Genomic DNA, 16,261 nt, shown 5'->3' with positions numbered 1-16,261 from the left:
CAGCACGCCCCGGAGGAACCATGTTTAACGGATACCTCCCGGCGATTCTCGCTGGCGTGCTGACTACCCTTGAGGTGGCGCTGTTGGCGTTGCTGCTAGCCATTTTGCTGGGGCTGACGGGTGCCTGTCTCAAGCTCTCGCCGTTCGCCTGGCTGCGCTGGCCGGCGCATCTGTACACAACCATCATGCGGGGCGTGCCAGACCTGGTGGCCATGCTACTGCTGTTCTACGGGATGCAGATTTTCTGCAACGTCTTCACCGAGGCTTACGGTTTGGCGCAATGGGATATCGATCCCTATGTTGCCGGAGTCATTACCTTGGCACTGATTTACGGTGCGTACTTTTCCGAAACCTTTCGTGGTGCCTTTCTTGCTGTGCCGGCAGGCCAGCTGGAAGCAGGGGTTGCCTATGGCATGAGCCGCGGCCAAGTGTTTCGCCGTGTGCTGTTCCCCCAAATGATGCGCTTCGCTCTGCCCGGCCTGAGCAATAACTGGCTGGTGCTGCTCAAGAGCACCGCGATCGTGACCATGATCGGTCTGCAGGACATGACCTGGATGGCTGATCAGGCGGGTCGGGCGACTCGTCAACCGTTCCTGTTCTACATGCTGGTATGCCTGCTCTACCTGACCCTGACGGCCTGCTCTCAATATGCTCTCGGCACCTTGAGCAAACGTTATTCCCTTGGCGTTCGGCACGCGGAGATTTGATCATGATCGACCTGCAACCTCAGATCATCCTCGACAACTTGCCACTGTTTTTTGCCGGTTTGCTCATGACCCTCAAACTCACCGGCTGCTCCTTGTTGATCGGCCTTCTGTTGGCCATGCCATTGGCGCGCCTGCGAGTGTCGCGTAATCGCTGGTTGAGTCAGTCAGTCCAGGCCTACACCTACTTTTTCCGCGGTACGCCGATGCTGCTGCAATTGCTGGTGCTGTATTACGGTTTGTCACAGTTCGAATGGGTACGTAACAGCCTGTTCTGGCCCTACCTGCGCGAGCCTTACTGGTGTGCCTTGATTGCCTTTGCGCTGAATACCTGCGCTTACACCACTGAAATTTTTGCCGGTTCCATGCGCAACATTCCACAGGGTGAGATCGAGGCCGCGCGTGCCTACGGGATGAGTCCTGTGACACTGCTGTGTCGGATAATCCTGCCGTCGGCCTTGCGGCGTGCCATCCCGTCCTACAGCAATGAAGTGATTTTGATGCTGCAGGGGTCATCCATCGCCAGTGCGGTAACCCTCATGGACCTTACCGGGGCAGGCCGCAGTGTCTACTCGGACTACTACGCCCCGTTCGAGGCGTTTCTCTTTATCGGCCTGGTTTACATGGTCATGACCTTCGCTCTGGTAGGCCTCTTCAGGTTACTGGAAGTGCGATACCTGGCTTATTTGGCGCCACGCACGGCAAATTGAGTCGTCCTATACCGTTCAAGAGGAATAACAATGACAACCCTCGTCGTAGAAAATATTCACAAGCAATACGGCAACAAGGAGGTACTCAAGGGTGTTTCGCTGACTGCGCAAAAGGGCGATGTGATCAGCATCATCGGCTCCTCGGGTTCGGGTAAAAGCACCTTCCTGCGTTGCATCAACTTCCTGGAAAAACCCAATGCCGGGGCGATCCGCCTGGGCAGCGAAGACATTCGCCTGGGCACGGATCGCCATGGAGAATTGCAGGTCCTCGATCACAAGCAGCTGCAGCGCATGCGCACCAGGCTGGCCATGGTGTTTCAACACTTCAACCTGTGGTCGCACCTGACCGTACTTGAGAACGTTATCGAGGCGCCCATTCATGTGCTTGGCCTGAGTCGCGCCGCAGCATTGAACCGTGGTCAGAAGTATCTGCAGCAGGTGGGGCTCGGTGAGTTCGCCAATGTTTATCCGGCGCACTTGTCCGGCGGCCAGCAGCAGCGGGTGGCAATTGCTCGCGCGCTGGCCATGGAGCCGGACGTTTTGCTGTTCGACGAGCCGACTTCAGCCCTCGACCCGGAACTGGTCGGCGAGGTGCTCAAGGTGATGCAGGGCCTGGCCGCCGAAGGCCGCACCATGATTGTAGTGACCCATGAGATGGCCTTTGCCCGTGAGGTATCGACTCAGGTGATTTTCCTGCACAACGGCCATATAGAGGAGCAAGGTACTCCTCAGCAGGTTTTCAGCCAGACCAAAAGCGAACGCCTGCGCCAATTTCTCTGCGGTGCTCTGAAGTAAGCCAGTGAGCAAGAATCCAAGATGAACACCAAAGAAAGAAATCCGCTTGTCCCCCCTGCGCTGGATCGTATCGACCAAGCCATTTTAGAGGTGTTACGCCATGACGGCCGGATCACCAATGAAAAGCTATCAACCTTAGTGCATCTGACGCCCAGACCTTGCTTGGAGAGAGTACGCAAGCTTGAGCGGCAAGGGTTTATTCGGGGCTACAGCGCGATCATCAATATGCAGGCGGTCTCGCCAGGGTTATCGTTGCTGGTGCTGGTGGCGTTGTCCAATCAAAGCGGGCGCACCGCCCAGAAAGCGTTCGAAAACACCGTAAAAACGTGTGCGCAAGTGCTCGATTGCCAATTGATCACGGGGCCGTTCGACTACAGTCTGCGTATGCGTTGCAAGGATATGGAACACTACCGTGTTGTGACAGAGACTTGGTTGAACAACGACCAATTGCATATTGATAAACTTGTTGCTCACCCTGAACTGGCGATTGTCAAAACCAGTGCAACAAACCACCTTTAGATCAGTACCTTGGTATCGATAGCGCAGCTTGAAGCCTGGTGCAACTTCGCGGTGGAGCAAACCAGGGATCGGTATTGCAACGTTCTGATATCGTCTGTCAGGCTGTCAGGCGATTGCTTTTCTCAATCTCGCGCCTGCGAGCTGCCATAACCTTCGCTGCTAACCAGCCCCTGCAAATTATCGAAGTTGTGGCAGGGCAAAGGCCTGATGCCTGACGGCACCAGCCGCTTTTCCTACAAAGACCAACCCATATTCCACTACATGGGTACCTCGACCTTCTCCGAGTACACGGTGAATCTGCCAGCGTTTGGTTGGTCAGCCAGACCTGAAATTTGCGTAGGAACGTGATTTTCGTTGCGGTTCTGACTATCGAACCTGCTCTAAAACGTTTTCACACAGCCGACATTCGCGCGATCGTCTGTACTCACGTGATTAAGGGTTACTGTATGGTGGAATCCACTGCTCATACAGCAACTTTTCCAGGAGACCAGCCAGTTTCAGGTTACCAGGGCGATGTTCAGGTTTGCGCTGCGCTAACTTTGCCGGTGGTCGTGGAGTTATTCCGGACAGCCTGATACAGCAGGCTGGACACCATGAAACCAAGAATGGCCAACAGACTCATTAAACTGAAGACGTAGTTGTAGCCTTGTTGGCCTGGGAAATGGTCGAGTATTGCGCCATAGATGACGTAAGCAAACATGCCTGGCGCATAGCCGATCAGGCAACCAATACCAAAGGCTGAGCCTGTGATGTGCTGGGGAATGCCGACTTCACCCATGGGCGCCCAGAACACGCCGCGCATGGAAAAAACAATCAGCGCGAAGGAGAGGGTGGCCGCCATGCCCGCGTAGATGAAACTCGGGCTTTTCGGGATGAGCATAATGACGCCCATCAGCGGCAGTAAGGCCAGGAATGCCCATTTCAGATAGCGGCTGGAGCTCTTGAACTGCTTGTCGGCAATGAAGCCGCCGGCGGGCCCGCCCAGGATTTTGAGGAAGTACTGGTTGATGATGCCATAAGCGCCCACCAGTGCTACGGGCAGTTCGTACACTTCCTTGAGGTAGGGAATGAAATAGGTCAGGCCGCAGTACACGATGTAGACCATGAACACGTTGAGGCTGACCAGCCAGATACCCGGCACCTTGATGGCCTCGAGCAGGTTCGACAAACCGTTCTTCGGCTTGGCAGTCGACTGCGTGCTGCCGCCCTTGAGCAGGAACCAGGTCAGGGTTCCGGCAAGAATGTCGATGACCGAGTAGAAAAGGATTGCCGATTTCAGACCGGTTTCACCGGATCCCATGGCGACGAAGACGCCCAGCGCAGAAAAGGCTACCAGGGTATCAATGACGCCACGCCCGCCTTCCAGAAGCCCGAACAGGCGCCCCTGTTCCTGGTCATCACCCAGATTGCGGATGGCTTTGAGCAACGAGGGCCAAAAGATGCAATCGGCGCAGACGGCCAGCAGGCTGAATACAATCAGCAGATTGCTGAAAGGCGGAAAGGTCGCCAGGTAGAGCCCCAGGCCGCCGGTTCCGATCAGGCCGATGGGGATCAGCTTGCGAGTGTCGTACCGATCGGCGAGCAGCCCGCCCACGACAAACAGCGCGGTGGCGATAATGGCGTTGGCGCTCAGCAGCAGGCCAATTTCAGTGTGGGTCAACCCCATGAATTCTTGCATGGGTATATAGAAGGCGTCTTTGAGGTTCGCCAACTTGTAGATGGTGCCACCACCGAGGATGAGAATCAGGAATCTGAGCCATTTGGCCTTGTCACGAGTTGTCATTATTGTTCTCCAGGCGTAATTGGGTAAGCAACGTCAGGTTCAGGCGTTAGCGCGGTTGCCCAGGGTCAACTCGGCCAGGGTTCGGAACTCGGCCAGTAGGCTTCGTACATAGGCGACCTGGTTGTTCGCCCAACGGTGTTCATCGGCCAACATTCGCTCCAGCGAGTAGCCGCCTGGCAGCGCTGTTTCACTCATTTCCCGGTACGCAATGAACGGGTCGGCGGCTTCGTCAATCTGGCGGAACGCCGGGGCAACGTAGTGATTTTCCTGCTCAAGAATGAACGCGATCACTTGCGGGGTTGATTCGCCGAGCATCAACAGTTCGAACAACATGCGTGCGTTGGGTAGATCGTCTTCGTCACAGCCCTGCAGCACGCCGTAATGGCCGAAGCCGTTTTGCTCGGGGACGATGCGCACACCCTTGAGGTGGGTCTGGCGTATGTGCGGCGCCAAGGTTCGGAGCGCCGGCAGGGGCTGTTCGCAGGCATTGATCATGTTGCCGAAGTCGAACAAGGCATGTAGCCGTGGGTGGTTTAGCCGGTTCAGCAGTTGCGCGATCTCGGCGCTCTTGAGTTCCTCATGCTGCTCGAAGTCGAAGAACAGGTCGTGCTCGTCTGCCTGCTGCGCGAGGTAATGCAGGTCTGACTCGATCATGTCCATGACCCGGGACAGGGTCCCCTCGTAGCGTGAGTAAACGCGGATGTTGCGGGTGCCCAGAGCCTTGGCAATGGCGATCACTTGATCGACATCTTTTTTCAGCGTGCTGCTGATTTCCAGGTGCACATCTAGTCCGAGTGCATTGGCCTTGTCAGCAAACGCCTGAAGTTGCGCGGGTGTCATTTGACTCAGGCTGTTTTCCTCGCCGTCGAGCAAGTGCAGGCTCAGACCCTGCAGTTCGTGGCGATAAGCGAAGTCCAGCAGGTCGGCAGGCGTGACACGGCCATGGGTGAGGTTGGTCAGCAAGGGGTAGGCATGAGCAAACAAGCGCATCTGCCCCAGCCGGTCGAGCAGCTGGCGGGCCAGTGCTTCAGTCAGTATGGGAGGTGTTCCGGCCCGGGCAGCCTTGTGGCTGAGCAAGGCATTGAATCGTTCCTGGATCTTATTGTTCATTCGAGTCATTCCTGGTTCAGACGCCGGGTCTACCGGCGCAGCCTTTATCGCGCCAGTCAGGAACTCTCGATAGATCCATTATCAGTTAAATCATAAGACCACTTGCCATACTTCAAGTGGCCTGCTGCAGATAGCCCATTTTGCTCAAGGCCTGGGCAAGTGCTTCGACGCGCTCCTCGGCCTGGTCCTCAGGCGTGCCGGCAAAACCGATCAACAGAGCAGGTGGCAAGACATGCTCAAGGCAGTAGTCGCTCAGGGCATAGGTATGAATATTATGCCGGGCCAGTTCCTTGGCGATGGCGTCGTCATCAAGCTGCGGTGGCAGCCAGGCGATCAGGTGCATGCCGGCCTCCACCGGGGTGATCTTGAAGAAACCGCCCAGCCGTTGCTGCAGTTGTTCGACCAGTGCTTGCTGGCGAGTCTGGTACAGCGCACGCATGCGACGAATATGGCCGAGAAAGTGGCCTTCGCGCATGAAGTCTGCTGTCACGGCCTGTAGCAGTGTGGGCGGGCTGCGATCCATGACCGCCCGCAGGGTGCAGAAGGGTTCGATCAAGGCGTGCGGCAGTATCACGTAACCCAGTCGTAGCGAGGGGAAGAGCACTTTGCTGAACGTTCCGACGTAGATCACCCGGGCCCATTGGTCCATGGCATAGAGTGCAGGCAGGGGGCGGCCGCTGTAGCGAAATTCACTGTCGCAGTCGTCCTCGATGATCCAGCTTTGGTTGTGCGCGGCCCAGTCGATGAGTTCCTGGCGCCGCACATAACTCATGGTGACGCCCAAGGGATGCTGACGAGAAGGCGTGGTAAACACCAGACGGGCGTCAGGGCACTGAGCCAGGCCTTGCTGGATATCGATCCCCTGTTCGTCGATACGCAACGGGACCACCAGACCACCTTGAGCCTGGAACGCGATTCGCGCCGCGATATGCCCCGGATCCTCCATCCAAAAGCTGTCCTGTGGATTGAGCAAAAGCATGCCCAGCAGGTTAAAGGCTTGCTGGGCGCCGGAAACGATGACCACCTGCTCGGCACTGCAGTCGATGCCACGGGCATCAAAAACGTATTCAGCAATCGCCTTGCGCAGGGCCAACAATCCTTGCAGTTCGCCATAGCCGAGCATGGCCTTGGTCGGCTTGTGCAGGTGGCGGCTCGTCAAGCGCTTCCAGACAGGTTGCGGGAACGCGTCGTAAGCGCTGTGGCTGGGCAGGAATGAGGTTGGGGTCCCGGCGGCCCAGTCGGCATAGGAAACCCCCTGAAAATGATTGCTGCGCAGCGACAGCATGGACTGGCTCAGATTGGACAGGCGAGGAGGCTGGCGCTGGCGCTGATCGTCGGCAATACCACGGCTGTCCCACTCATTGCCGACATAGGTACCGGCCCCTGTACGCGACGTCAGAAAACCTTCGGCAATCAGTTGATCGAACGCATTGAGAATGGTAATCCGCGACAGCTCCAGCTCTTTGCTCAACGTCCGGGTCGATGGCAGGCGCACGCCTCCTTGAATTCTTCCACTGAGAATCTGTTTGCGAATTTGCAAGTAGAGTTGGCGGTACAAGGGTATGGAGCTGGCACGGTCCAGCTCAATACCTGATAACAGCAAACCTGCGGAGGATTTCATTATTTGTTCGTCTGGATGGGGTGTGGTTTGACCTGGAACACTGTCAGGCACCCGAGGTGCGAAAGGGTATCGAGAGGCACTGGATAAGTCATCCACCGCAGGTGTTGATACAGCGCACAAGCCGTTCCCTCCAGTGTCGGTCAAAGCGGCTTCCGTTAAATCCGCGGAGCCTCTTCTTCATGACCGAACCGATCACCACAACTATCAATGCCATCAGCAACCAGGCCAAACCGATTGCATGCACGATCACTGTGCTGGCCGCCAGACCCCATGCGAAGAAGATAATTGAAGGCATCGGTGTTCCTCATGGAGGCCAACAAATGAGTCGACTTACAGTCTCGCAGATGCACTGGCCGAGATCAGTATCCAATCGACAGGTCAACACAAAGGAACTTAATGGGCCAACCCCAGCACGGGTCAGATTGGACTGACGCTCTTGAGCATAGTGAACTGAGTATCCCAGTAGTTTCCTACGGAGACTCATGCACCCGACAGAACGCTCAGGTTTTGCTCGACGATTAGTGACCGGACGAAGGGTCGCCGTACCGCACGACCGAATCGTCCTTGATTTCATAGATGATTCCCCAAATGACTGCTCTTGGCCGTTCTCTGCCGGTCGTCATTCCCATGTGCGCTGGTCAAGTCCGATGCAAATGACTGGTCAGTGGTGATGCAGTTGGGGGCAATTCCGTGCAACCCCAAACGGCTTTTTGCTGCCCGCTCATCTGCTCAGTCGCACACTTTTCACCTGCCAACTTCAAACTATTACGGCCCAGAAAAGCTGGACCTCATTGGTGAGGTGGGTATGTCTTCCGATTCGAGTTTTCGAGACCAAACACAAGGTTCTGTTCCATCCAAGCCTGAGCCAGGTTCAGATGAGCCGACGCTAGATCCAGACGATCCGAATAAATACGATCCGTTAACAAAACCCAGCGATGATCGCCCAGAAGACTGGAAAGAACCTGGTGAGAGGACTACACCAGAGGCAGATGAAATAACACCGCTATCAGACGATATGCGATAGGAGAGAAAGCCCGGCCAGCAAGCCGGGTTTTTTGTGTTCGCCGTCTGTCCAATGGTAGGCACTTGCAGCGCACGACCGCTTCTCATGTTTAAGCACGGAAATCACGCACATTAGGTCGGAGAGCCACCATGGAAATTAACGAGAACGCACCAGGCAATAAATCGCAGCAACGCGAAACACGCACCACGGACAACGAAACTGGCCACGACCCGAGCTGGAACCAGTACGAAGTTCCATTACCGACCGACGATGAAGCTCCTGTCGATGCAGATATGGATGATGTGGATGCTACTAATTCGGTATCGAGTGAGCATCCAAAAGCTGGTACGAACAGCCACGTCGATAACCCAGACAACGACCCACAGATGAACGACCAGGACGAAAACGATAAGGAGGCTCGCGGGATGCCTGCGAGTGACCCTGAATCAGGTGCCTGAATTAGTTCGGATGATTTCCGATGCCCGCTCAACGCGGGCAGCCCTCGGGGAGGCCTGAACGTCGTTAGCCAGATAGTGCAACGTACGGAATCAACGTCGCCAGCCCGCGCACCCTGACCTTACATGCATTCGGGGTGGTGCGAGACGGGATCAGCGAGACCGATGCAATAGGGCGTCGGCGCCGTGAACGTCTTCGGCAGACAGCGGGATTTAGGTGTGTTGCGCCGACCGGTTGAATCCACAGCCGATTGCTGCCTGTCGTAACTGACCGAAATCCACAACCCTTTGCAGACATTCATAACAATCAAGCTAAAAGACCAGCTTAGTCGGTCCCGGTGAACGAGCCGAACGATTTGAATCTAATGCCCCATTTAAGAATTATCCGCCTCGGGCGCACGGAAGGCCTTACTGTAGTAACCGGACTGGTCGAAACAGCAAACGTGCTTCTTGCCGGATGCGAGCATTTCGCAGGCATCACTGATTCGTTTTGCGCGGGTCTTGAGTTGCTTGGCTGAAGTAATCCAGTGAATCCAGTCTACTCGTGCGATGGTCGTCGTATTGTTCCAGACTTTACGAGCCTCAGGAGTGGCTGCCAGTGCCTCCTGAAAATCTGCCGGGATGTCAGGCTCGGGTTCCTTCTTCACAGAGGCTAGCTCCAGCGTAACGATGTCCCCAACAGCCGCGCCTGCGGCTTCGAGTAACTCTCTGCTGACCCGCAGCCAATGGCTCAGCTGACCATCCGGCTCAAGGGTTGCCTGGAAGTGGTGCGCATTGATTGTGCCTTCAACTGTCGTCCTTCCTCGCCTCGGAAGCTGTTCACTCGCGTCTCCTGGCAGTACCAGAAACGCCCACGACGTATCATTACCAGGCTTTGCCGGACGGAGAAGCTTTGCTTCGAATCGGGATTTCACATCGATTGTTGTCATTGCAACTCCTCCAACCAATACGCCTGACGACTCAACTACGGGAAAGATTCAGTGCAGAGGGTCGACGCTACCTATTAGCCACTAGTCTGTCCAGCGGCTGCTTATGGCCCAGGCTGTGTAAAAACGCAGGCACCGATTTTAAGCTCGCGTTGCTACGTAAAATCTGCCCGTACTTGGTGAAGTAGCGGAGCTGAAATTTGCGTAGGAACGGGATTTTCGCTCTTCTTCTGACCGTCAAACCAGCTCCAAAACGTTTTTACACAGCCTCGGCCGATTTCTGCCTGTCGTGACCGGCTGAAAACGACCCAATAAAGATGATCATCAAAGAAGCCTCTAGCGCATAAAGTTGGAGACCTCCAGTGGGTTGTCGACGGCACCTATGTTCTCAACCGCTTCCCTTGGGGGTAAAAAATTGTACACGTTCTGTACTGATGGCGTAAAAACTATGCATTGAGCTAGTCTTGTATAGAATTTTTAAAAAAGGCCGAGACGTTGATGAACGTGGCTGATTCCAGACGCTTTCTCGAACATCGTCTGTCGATATGCTGGCTGTTCGCGATGTTACTCGCCGTACCTGCCTGGGCGGACTGGCATCCCGCGCTGCCCGATAGGCGTCTGGTGGGCAGCGGCGACTTTACCTGGTTCGGCGTGAGTCTATACACCGCGCGGTTGTGGAGCTCTGGGTTGCCGCTGACCTGGGATCAGCCCTTTGCACTCGAACTGACTTATCACCGTGTCTTTTCCCGGGACACGCTGGTGGAGGTCAGCCTCAATGAAATGGAGCGCATGGCAGAGGCTCGTCTAGAGGAGTCCACCCTCCAACGCTGGTCCAATGAAATGCGTGAAGCCTTCGTCGATGTTCGGCCCGGAATGCGCATCACCGGGGTCTACCATCCCGGCAAAGGCTGCACGTTCTTCGTCGACGGTCAGCTGCGCCGGCGGGTCGACGACTCTGCATTCGCCCGCGCCTTCTTCGATATCTGGCTTGATCCGCGCACTCGGGACAAGCAACTGCGTCAACGACTGCTGGGGATGGCCGGGCCGGCGGAGTGAGGAGGTTGAGATGCGTCAAATACTGGTACTGCTCGTTAGCCTGTTGCTGGTCAGCTGTAACAACGTTGGCGTGGAGCACTACGCAAAGGAGCGACCGACGCTGGATCTCGTGGCGTTCTTCTCTCGGCCGGTACAGGCTTGGGGCCTGTTCCAGAATCGCTCGGGCGAGGTGGTCAAGCGCTTCCATGTCCAGATCGAAAGCCGCGTCGAGGGCCAGCAGTTGATCCTCGACGAGCGATTTCTCTACAGCGATGGCACGCGTCAACGGCGCGTCTGGACGCTGGAACCGGCCGGCGCCGGGCGTTGGCGTGGTCGTGCGGACGACGTAGTCGGAGAGGCTAGCGGCGAGGTCGCTGGCAACGCGCTGCGCTGGCGCTATCGCCTTGACCTGCCGGTTGACGGCAGGCATTGGGAAGTGGATCTGGACGACTGGATGTACCTGATGGACGAAGACACGATGATCAATCGCTCGAATATGAGCAAGCTTGGAGTCGAGTTGGGACAAGTGATCCTGTTCTTCCGCCGTCAGCCGGAGTCGCTGCCGTAAACCCACCATAACCGGCAAAGCAGGCGATATTCACGCATTCAAAAGGCTGTTGTTTATCAGCGGGACGCAGCCAGTCGCAGGATGATTGGCATCCATACAGCCCACAGCATCGCAAGCAGCAGGGCCGTGCCAAGGGTGCCCCAAGGCAAACCTACACCGGCCAGCGTTGCGCCGGCGATGTAAGCCAGAGGTCCACCGCACAGACCCAGTAGCGCCCCGTACCAGATGGGACGTCGGGCCCACGCCAGGCTGTGGCGAAGCCCACTGGCCAGTACCAGCCACAGCAAGGCAAGCCACAGGGGAAGGGGTTGCTGGGCAAAATCGAAGACTCCCAGCGCACCCAGGCTGGCATCCAGTAAACAGCCTGCCATCCCCACACAGGCCAGAGCGGTTGCTTCGTCGCCTGGTCGTGGGCAAGCAGCCACATGCACCAACAGGCCTGCCACCACGGGGAGTAGCAGCCAAGGATGCCGCTCGCTCAGTACGCAAGCCCACCAGGCGGCCTGCATCCATAGCGCGTTGCCGATCAACCAGGCCCGGCTCAAATCAGGCGCCCGGCAGCGCTGCGCGGCGTGCGGCCGGAGCTGCCCAGAGCAGTTGCGCGACGCCGATAGTACGCTCCTCGAAACCACCCTGGCAGTAACACAGGTAGAAGTCCCAGAGGCGCTGAAAGGTGTCGTCATAGCCCAGCTCGGTCAAGGCGGTGCGCGACTGACGCAAGTTGTCGCGCCAGTGCTGAAGAGTCCGCGCATAGTCCAGGCCGAAGTCCTCCATGTGCACCAGGTTCAACGCGGTATGGCAACTGGCGGTCTGCAGCATGACGCTCAGGGAGGGGAGGGCACCACCGGGAAAAATATAGCGCTGAATGAAATCTACCGACCGCCGGGCCTGTTCATAACGCTGGTCACGGATGGTGATGGCCTGCAGCAGCATCAAGCCGTCATCCTTGAGCAGCGACGCGCAGCGCTGAAAGTAAACAGGCAGATAGCGGTGCCCGACCGCCTCGATCATCTCGATAGAGACCAGCTTGTCGAAGCGTCCGCCAAGGTCGCGGTAGTCCTCGCGCAGGACGGTAATGCGGTGTTGCAGACCAAGATCCTGGACGCGCTGCAGGGTATGGGCGTACTGCGCCTCGGACAACGTGGTGGTGGTCACCCGGCACCCGTGGTGGGTGGCGGCATGGATCGCCAGGCTGCCCCATCCGCTACCGATCTCGAGCAGATGGTCATCGGGGCGCAGCGCAAGTTTGGCGCAGATACGCTCGAGCTTGTTCAGTTGGGCCTGCTCCAGACTCTGTTCCAGACTGTCGAACATGGCTGCCGAGTACATCATGGTCGGGTCCAGCAGCCGCTCGAACAAGGCATTGCCCAGATCGTAATGGGCAAGAATGTTGCGTCGCGCGCCGCGCCGGCTGTTGCGGTTTAGCCAGTGCAGCAGACGTAGGATCGGACGGCCCAGGCGCGCCAACCCGCCTTCAAGGGCGTCGAGTACCTCCAGGTTGGCGACGAAGAGGCGAGTGACCGCGGCCAGGTCCGGACTGCGCCAGTAGCCATGGATGTAAGCTTCGCCGGCACCGATAGAGCCGTTGGCAGCCACCATCCCCCAAGCTGCCTCGTCGAAGATCTCGACCTCAGCGTGTAGCGCGCTGGCGACGTCGCCGAACAGCCACTGCCGGTCTTGGTAGATCAGGCGCAGCCGGCCTTGGCGCAAGTTGCGAAGCTGAGTGAGCACGGCGCTCCTGGCCAGGCCGCCGAATAACGGCGCCAGGCCCAACGATTTGCTAACGCTCAGAGTTGGATCGGACATGCTTGGGCTCCTCGTGGACGTGATGGCCAAGGTTTTGGCTGCTCTGACTGGTCTTGTGGGCATAGAGCGGGGTGCGTTTGAGTAACAGGCGCATGGCTTGCCAATAAATCGCACCGAGGGTGCGCAGGCTCATCCAGGGGAAGGCCAATACGTGCCGTTGTAGTGCGGCGGCATCCAGCGGCTGTCGGCGCAGGGACAGGTCGGCCTCGAATACTTTTTGTCCTTCGCGGCGGTTTTCCATGTGGATGCGCATGTGCGCGTCATCAATGGAAAAGCGCATGTGGTACTGCATATCCATTGGCAGGAATGGCGAGACATGGAATGCCTTCGTGACCGAGAACTGCCGGGGCTGACCGGGCAGCACAGACAACACGTAGTGAAAACGTTCACGCCAAGGGGTGTTACGTACCTCCAGCACAATCGCCGCCAGGAGACCGTCACTGTCGTGGCAAAAGTAGAAACTGACCGGATTGAATGAAACCCCCCAACTGCGCGGCTGGGTCAGCAAATGAATGGTGCCGCAGGGCGCCTGGCCCAAGGCCTTGGCCACCACTTCGCGCACAGCTTCCTTCAAGGGGATACCGCGACGAGTCCAGGCTGGCAGGTAATCGGTTTCTCGCCAGCACAACGGCGCCAGGCGAAAAGCACCGAGTAACGGGGACAGGCCCAGCAGCAGATCCTGTTCGTCCAGATCCAGATAAAGCATGCCAATGCGATAACGGAATCCATGGAACCGCGGCACCAGACGCCGGTGGCTGACCCAACCGTAGCAAAGGCTGCTGTTCACAGGCGCTCCCCGAATCTTTGGGCGACGTCCAGTGCGCTGACCACGCCATCCTCATGGAAGCCGTTTGCCCAATAAGCGCCGCAGAAGTAGCTGTGCTGGTTTCCCTGTAGCTCGCCCTGGCGCGCTTGGGCCGCCATGGCTGCAAGGCTGTATTGAGGATGTGCATATTTGAAGCGAGCCAGCACCTGCGACGGGTCCACGCAATCGCCCTGATTGAGGCTTATGCAGAAGGTTACCGGGGCGTCGAGGCCTTGCAGTATGTTCATGTTGTAGGTCACGGCCGCCGGGGCGTGCGCGGGTCCACCGAGGCGATAGTTCCAGCTGGCCCAAGCCTTGCGCCGGCTGGGCAGCAGGCGGGTGTCGGTGTGAAGCAATACTTCGTTGGCGGCATAGTCGAGGGCGCCTAGCACCTCGTGCTCGGTGGCCGTCGGTTTCTCCAGCAGCGCCAAAGCCTGGTCGCTATGGCAGGCGAACACGACCTTGTCGAAACGCTCATGGCCTGCCGCACTAGTGATCACCACGCCGTTGTCGTCCCGGCGGACGCTCATCACCGGGCAGTTGAGCCGAATGCGTTCGCTGAACGTCTTGCACAACGGCTCCACATAGCTGCGCGAGCCACCCTCGATCACTCGCCATTGTGGCCGCTGGCTGATCGAGAGCAGTCCATGGTTACGAAAAAAATGGACGAAGAAGTGCAACGGGAAGCGCAGCATATCGGCCCGTGATACCGACCAGATGGCCGAGCCCATGGGTACGATGTAGTGATGGATGAAACGCTGCCCGTAGCTTCGCGTGTGCAGGTAATCACCAAGACTCATACCTGGCTCAATGCGGTGGCCGTCAAGGTCGGCCACCGCCTGGCGGTTGAAGCGCACGATATCGCGCAACATGCCCCAGAAGCCCGGCGACAGCAGATTGCTGCGCTGGGCGAAGAGGGTGTCCAGGTTATTGCCGTTGTATTCCAGGCCGCTCTCCGGATCGTTCACGGAAAAGCTCATCTCGGTGGGGCGTGAGACGACTCCAAGGCGATCCATCAAGCGGATGAAGTTGGGATAGGTCCAGTCGTTGAATACGATGAAACCGGTGTCTACTGCATAACGCTGGCCCTGCCATTCGATGTCGACAGTATGGGTATGACCGCCGATCCAGTCAGCCGCTTCGAACACGGTCACCTCATTGCGACGTGACAGCAGATAGGCACAGGTCAGCCCAGAGATCCCGCTGCCGATAATGGCGATACGCATATGACGCTATTCCTGTTCGGTTCGCGCCAGTCGACGGCCCAGGGCCAGGCGCCAACGCGCTGGCAGGGCGCCAAGCAAGCGCAGGATGAGTATGAAGAGGCGTGGAAAGTTGATCTCCAACGGTCGTCGCGTCAGGCGCGCGACGACATGCCGCGCGGCGCGGTCGGCCGTCCAGAGTTGTGGCATGGCAAAGGTGTTGCGCTGAGTCAGGGGGGTGTCGATGAAGCCTGGGCTGACCAGCGTTACATCGATGCCTTCGGCATGTAGATCCAGGCGCAGGGACTCGACCAGATAACGCAGGGCCGCCTTGGACGCGCCATAGGCTCCAGCCCGGGGCAGCGCCAGCCAGGTCACCGAGCTACCGATCACTACCAGGTGTGGTCGTTGCCCACGGCGCAGCAGTGGAAGGGCCGCCTGCAGGCAGTAGCTGACCCCCAGCAGGTTGGTGCGCATCATCCGCTCGACGGTCTCGGCCGAGAACCTGCCCGGCACAAGGTATTCGCAGGTGCCAGCGTTCAGGATCACCAGGTCGAGTGCGCCCCAGGCATGCTCGATGTTCTCGCAGATAGCCGAGACCTGTCGTGGGTCAGTCACATCGCCGGTAGTGAGCAGGGCCCCAGGGTAGCGCAGCACTAGCGGCATCAGTGCCTCCGCCCGGCGGCCCCCCAAGGCCACCTCATGGCCTTGCTCCAGCAGCCGTTCAGCCAGGGCAGCACCGAGGCCGCTGCTAGCGCCTGTCAGCCAGCAGCGGCTCATGCGAGCCTGCCCTTGATCCAGCCGATCACCCCGCCAAGAACCGGGACGTGCTCGTAGAGCAGGGCGCCGGCATCGAAGTAGTCGTGGTGCAGGTAGACATGTGTCGCCCAGCGCAGGTGGCTGCAGCCTTGCAGACTGATCGGCTGGCCGTGGGACAGGCGTGGATGACGAAAATGCAGGTTCCAGCGCAGATAACCGTGACCGGGGGCGGTTTCATCCGCGTCAAGGAGGTCGTAGCGGATATCCTGAACGTTGGTGTACAGTTTTTCAAAGTACGTGCGCAGTGCCGGCAAGCCATCCAGCTGATGCAAGGGATCACGAAACTGAACGTCGTTGCTGTATAGCTCGCCCAGGCGGTCCAGGCAATCGGCGTTCAGCGTTGCGAACGTATCAGCGAATTGGTGGAGATATGCAGACATGGCAGGCTCCAGGTAAAGTT

At 57.9% G+C, this 16,261-nt stretch carries 18 protein-coding genes and 1 pseudogene; 8 read left to right on the top strand and 11 right to left on the bottom strand.

Annotated elements, in window-relative coordinates; all coding sequences use genetic code 11:
• Positions 1–20 precede the first annotated feature (20 nt).
• The 5 genes and pseudogenes from ACA056_RS17870 to ACA056_RS17850 form a co-directional block, all read left to right on the top strand.
• A complete protein-coding gene (locus ACA056_RS17870; RefSeq protein WP_497266572.1) occupies positions 21–707 on the top strand; it encodes an ABC transporter permease in 687 nt (228 codons plus the stop codon).
• Positions 708–709: 2 nt separating this feature from the next.
• Positions 710–1,414, top strand: coding sequence for an ABC transporter permease (locus ACA056_RS17865; protein ID WP_497266570.1), 705 nt, complete (start codon positions 710–712; stop codon positions 1,412–1,414).
• Positions 1,415–1,444: 30 nt separating this feature from the next.
• Entirely contained in the window at positions 1,445–2,209 is a 765-nt protein-coding gene (locus ACA056_RS17860) for an ABC transporter ATP-binding protein (protein ID WP_497266568.1), read from the top strand.
• A 21-nt stretch (positions 2,210–2,230) separates the two neighbouring features.
• Positions 2,231–2,728 carry an Lrp/AsnC family transcriptional regulator gene (locus ACA056_RS17855; protein WP_497266566.1) on the top strand — a complete coding sequence of 166 codons (498 nt, stop codon included), beginning with the start codon at positions 2,231–2,233 and terminating at the stop codon, positions 2,726–2,728.
• A gap of 189 nt (positions 2,729–2,917) precedes the next feature.
• Positions 2,918–3,022 (top strand): annotated as a pseudogene (locus tag ACA056_RS17850) (hypothetical protein); the annotation flags it as partial.
• Positions 3,023–3,245: 223 nt separating this feature from the next.
• On the opposite strand, the gene ACA056_RS17845 reads toward ACA056_RS17850, so the two are convergent.
• The 4 genes from ACA056_RS17845 to ACA056_RS17830 form a co-directional block, all read right to left on the bottom strand.
• Complete coding sequence (locus tag ACA056_RS17845; RefSeq protein ID WP_497266564.1) at positions 3,246–4,511, bottom strand: MFS transporter; 1,266 nt, start codon at positions 4,509–4,511, stop codon at positions 3,246–3,248.
• Positions 4,512–4,550: 39 nt separating this feature from the next.
• Positions 4,551–5,621 (bottom strand): sugar phosphate isomerase/epimerase family protein, encoded by a 1,071-nt coding sequence (locus ACA056_RS17840; RefSeq protein WP_497266562.1) that lies wholly within the window; start codon positions 5,619–5,621, stop codon positions 4,551–4,553.
• 112 nt (positions 5,622–5,733) lie between these two features.
• Entirely contained in the window at positions 5,734–7,242 is a 1,509-nt protein-coding gene (pdxR, locus tag ACA056_RS17835; protein ID WP_497266560.1) for a MocR-like pyridoxine biosynthesis transcription factor PdxR, read from the bottom strand.
• Between the two features lie 88 nt (positions 7,243–7,330).
• On the bottom strand, positions 7,331–7,537 hold the full coding sequence (locus ACA056_RS17830) for a hypothetical protein (protein ID WP_497266558.1): 207 nt from the start codon (positions 7,535–7,537) through the stop codon (positions 7,331–7,333).
• A gap of 857 nt (positions 7,538–8,394) precedes the next feature.
• Here ACA056_RS17830 and ACA056_RS17825 point away from each other — a divergent pair.
• On the top strand, positions 8,395–8,703 hold the full coding sequence (locus ACA056_RS17825; RefSeq protein WP_497266351.1) for a hypothetical protein: 309 nt from the start codon (positions 8,395–8,397) through the stop codon (positions 8,701–8,703).
• 371 nt (positions 8,704–9,074) lie between these two features.
• On the opposite strand, the gene ACA056_RS17820 is transcribed toward ACA056_RS17825, so the two are convergent.
• A complete protein-coding gene (locus ACA056_RS17820; protein WP_497266353.1) occupies positions 9,075–9,629 on the bottom strand; it encodes a YdeI/OmpD-associated family protein in 555 nt (184 codons plus the stop codon).
• A gap of 495 nt (positions 9,630–10,124) precedes the next feature.
• Between ACA056_RS17820 and ACA056_RS17815 the strand changes: the two genes are divergently transcribed.
• A complete protein-coding gene (locus ACA056_RS17815) occupies positions 10,125–10,682 on the top strand; it encodes a chalcone isomerase family protein (protein ID WP_497266556.1) in 558 nt (185 codons plus the stop codon).
• A 10-nt stretch (positions 10,683–10,692) separates the two neighbouring features.
• Positions 10,693–11,229, top strand: a complete 537-nt coding sequence (locus ACA056_RS17810) for a DUF3833 domain-containing protein (RefSeq protein ID WP_348123559.1) — start codon at positions 10,693–10,695, stop codon at positions 11,227–11,229.
• Between the two features lie 56 nt (positions 11,230–11,285).
• On the opposite strand, the gene ACA056_RS17805 is transcribed toward ACA056_RS17810, so the two are convergent.
• Genes ACA056_RS17805 through ACA056_RS17780 form a run of 6 tightly spaced genes read right to left on the bottom strand, consistent with a single transcriptional unit; the run spans position 11,286 to position 16,241 of the window.
• Positions 11,286–11,774, bottom strand: coding sequence for a DUF2878 domain-containing protein (locus ACA056_RS17805; RefSeq protein ID WP_497266554.1), 489 nt, complete (start codon positions 11,772–11,774; stop codon positions 11,286–11,288).
• Between the two features lies 1 nt (position 11,775).
• Positions 11,776–13,035 (bottom strand): class I SAM-dependent methyltransferase, encoded by a 1,260-nt coding sequence (locus tag ACA056_RS17800; protein ID WP_497266552.1) that lies wholly within the window; start codon positions 13,033–13,035, stop codon positions 11,776–11,778.
• Positions 13,010–13,822, bottom strand: a complete 813-nt coding sequence (locus ACA056_RS17795) for a DUF1365 domain-containing protein (protein WP_415756272.1) — start codon at positions 13,820–13,822, stop codon at positions 13,010–13,012. The genes ACA056_RS17800 and ACA056_RS17795 overlap by 26 nt, the downstream gene beginning before the upstream one ends.
• Positions 13,819–15,066 carry an NAD(P)/FAD-dependent oxidoreductase gene (locus tag ACA056_RS17790; protein WP_497266550.1) on the bottom strand — a complete coding sequence of 416 codons (1,248 nt, stop codon included), beginning with the start codon at positions 15,064–15,066 and terminating at the stop codon, positions 13,819–13,821. The genes ACA056_RS17795 and ACA056_RS17790 overlap by 4 nt, the downstream gene beginning before the upstream one ends.
• 6 nt (positions 15,067–15,072) lie before the next feature.
• Positions 15,073–15,822, bottom strand: a complete 750-nt coding sequence (locus tag ACA056_RS17785; RefSeq protein ID WP_497266548.1) for an SDR family NAD(P)-dependent oxidoreductase — start codon at positions 15,820–15,822, stop codon at positions 15,073–15,075.
• A complete protein-coding gene (locus tag ACA056_RS17780; RefSeq protein WP_415756275.1) occupies positions 15,819–16,241 on the bottom strand; it encodes a nuclear transport factor 2 family protein in 423 nt (140 codons plus the stop codon). Before ACA056_RS17780 ends, ACA056_RS17785 begins: the two co-directional genes overlap by 4 nt.
• Between the last annotated feature and the right edge of the window lie 20 nt (positions 16,242–16,261).

It is taken from the genome of Pseudomonas sp. LBUM1666, from assembly GCF_059695775.1.
The sequence above is the reverse complement of the archived record's forward strand: the minus strand, read 5'-3'. Positions and strand labels throughout refer to the sequence as shown.

Coding starts and splice junctions, on each gene's coding strand:
- ACA056_RS17870 (WP_497266572.1), top strand. CDS start 21: ATGTTTAACGGATACCTCCCGGCGATTCTCGCTGGCGTGCTGACTACC.
- ACA056_RS17865 (WP_497266570.1), top strand. CDS start 710: ATGATCGACCTGCAACCTCAGATCATCCTCGACAACTTGCCACTGTTT.
- ACA056_RS17860 (WP_497266568.1), top strand. CDS start 1,445: ATGACAACCCTCGTCGTAGAAAATATTCACAAGCAATACGGCAACAAG.
- ACA056_RS17855 (WP_497266566.1), top strand. CDS start 2,231: ATGAACACCAAAGAAAGAAATCCGCTTGTCCCCCCTGCGCTGGATCGT.
- ACA056_RS17845 (WP_497266564.1), bottom strand. CDS start 4,511: ATGACAACTCGTGACAAGGCCAAATGGCTCAGATTCCTGATTCTCATC.
- ACA056_RS17840 (WP_497266562.1), bottom strand. CDS start 5,621: ATGAACAATAAGATCCAGGAACGATTCAATGCCTTGCTCAGCCACAAG.
- pdxR (WP_497266560.1), bottom strand. CDS start 7,242: ATGAAATCCTCCGCAGGTTTGCTGTTATCAGGTATTGAGCTGGACCGT.
- ACA056_RS17830 (WP_497266558.1), bottom strand. CDS start 7,537: ATGCCTTCAATTATCTTCTTCGCATGGGGTCTGGCGGCCAGCACAGTG.
- ACA056_RS17825 (WP_497266351.1), top strand. CDS start 8,395: ATGGAAATTAACGAGAACGCACCAGGCAATAAATCGCAGCAACGCGAA.
- ACA056_RS17820 (WP_497266353.1), bottom strand. CDS start 9,629: ATGACAACAATCGATGTGAAATCCCGATTCGAAGCAAAGCTTCTCCGT.
- ACA056_RS17815 (WP_497266556.1), top strand. CDS start 10,125: ATGAACGTGGCTGATTCCAGACGCTTTCTCGAACATCGTCTGTCGATA.
- ACA056_RS17810 (WP_348123559.1), top strand. CDS start 10,693: ATGCGTCAAATACTGGTACTGCTCGTTAGCCTGTTGCTGGTCAGCTGT.
- ACA056_RS17800 (WP_497266552.1), bottom strand. CDS start 13,035: ATGTCCGATCCAACTCTGAGCGTTAGCAAATCGTTGGGCCTGGCGCCG.
- ACA056_RS17790 (WP_497266550.1), bottom strand. CDS start 15,066: ATGCGTATCGCCATTATCGGCAGCGGGATCTCTGGGCTGACCTGTGCC.
- ACA056_RS17785 (WP_497266548.1), bottom strand. CDS start 15,822: ATGAGCCGCTGCTGGCTGACAGGCGCTAGCAGCGGCCTCGGTGCTGCC.
- ACA056_RS17780 (WP_415756275.1), bottom strand. CDS start 16,241: ATGTCTGCATATCTCCACCAATTCGCTGATACGTTCGCAACGCTGAAC.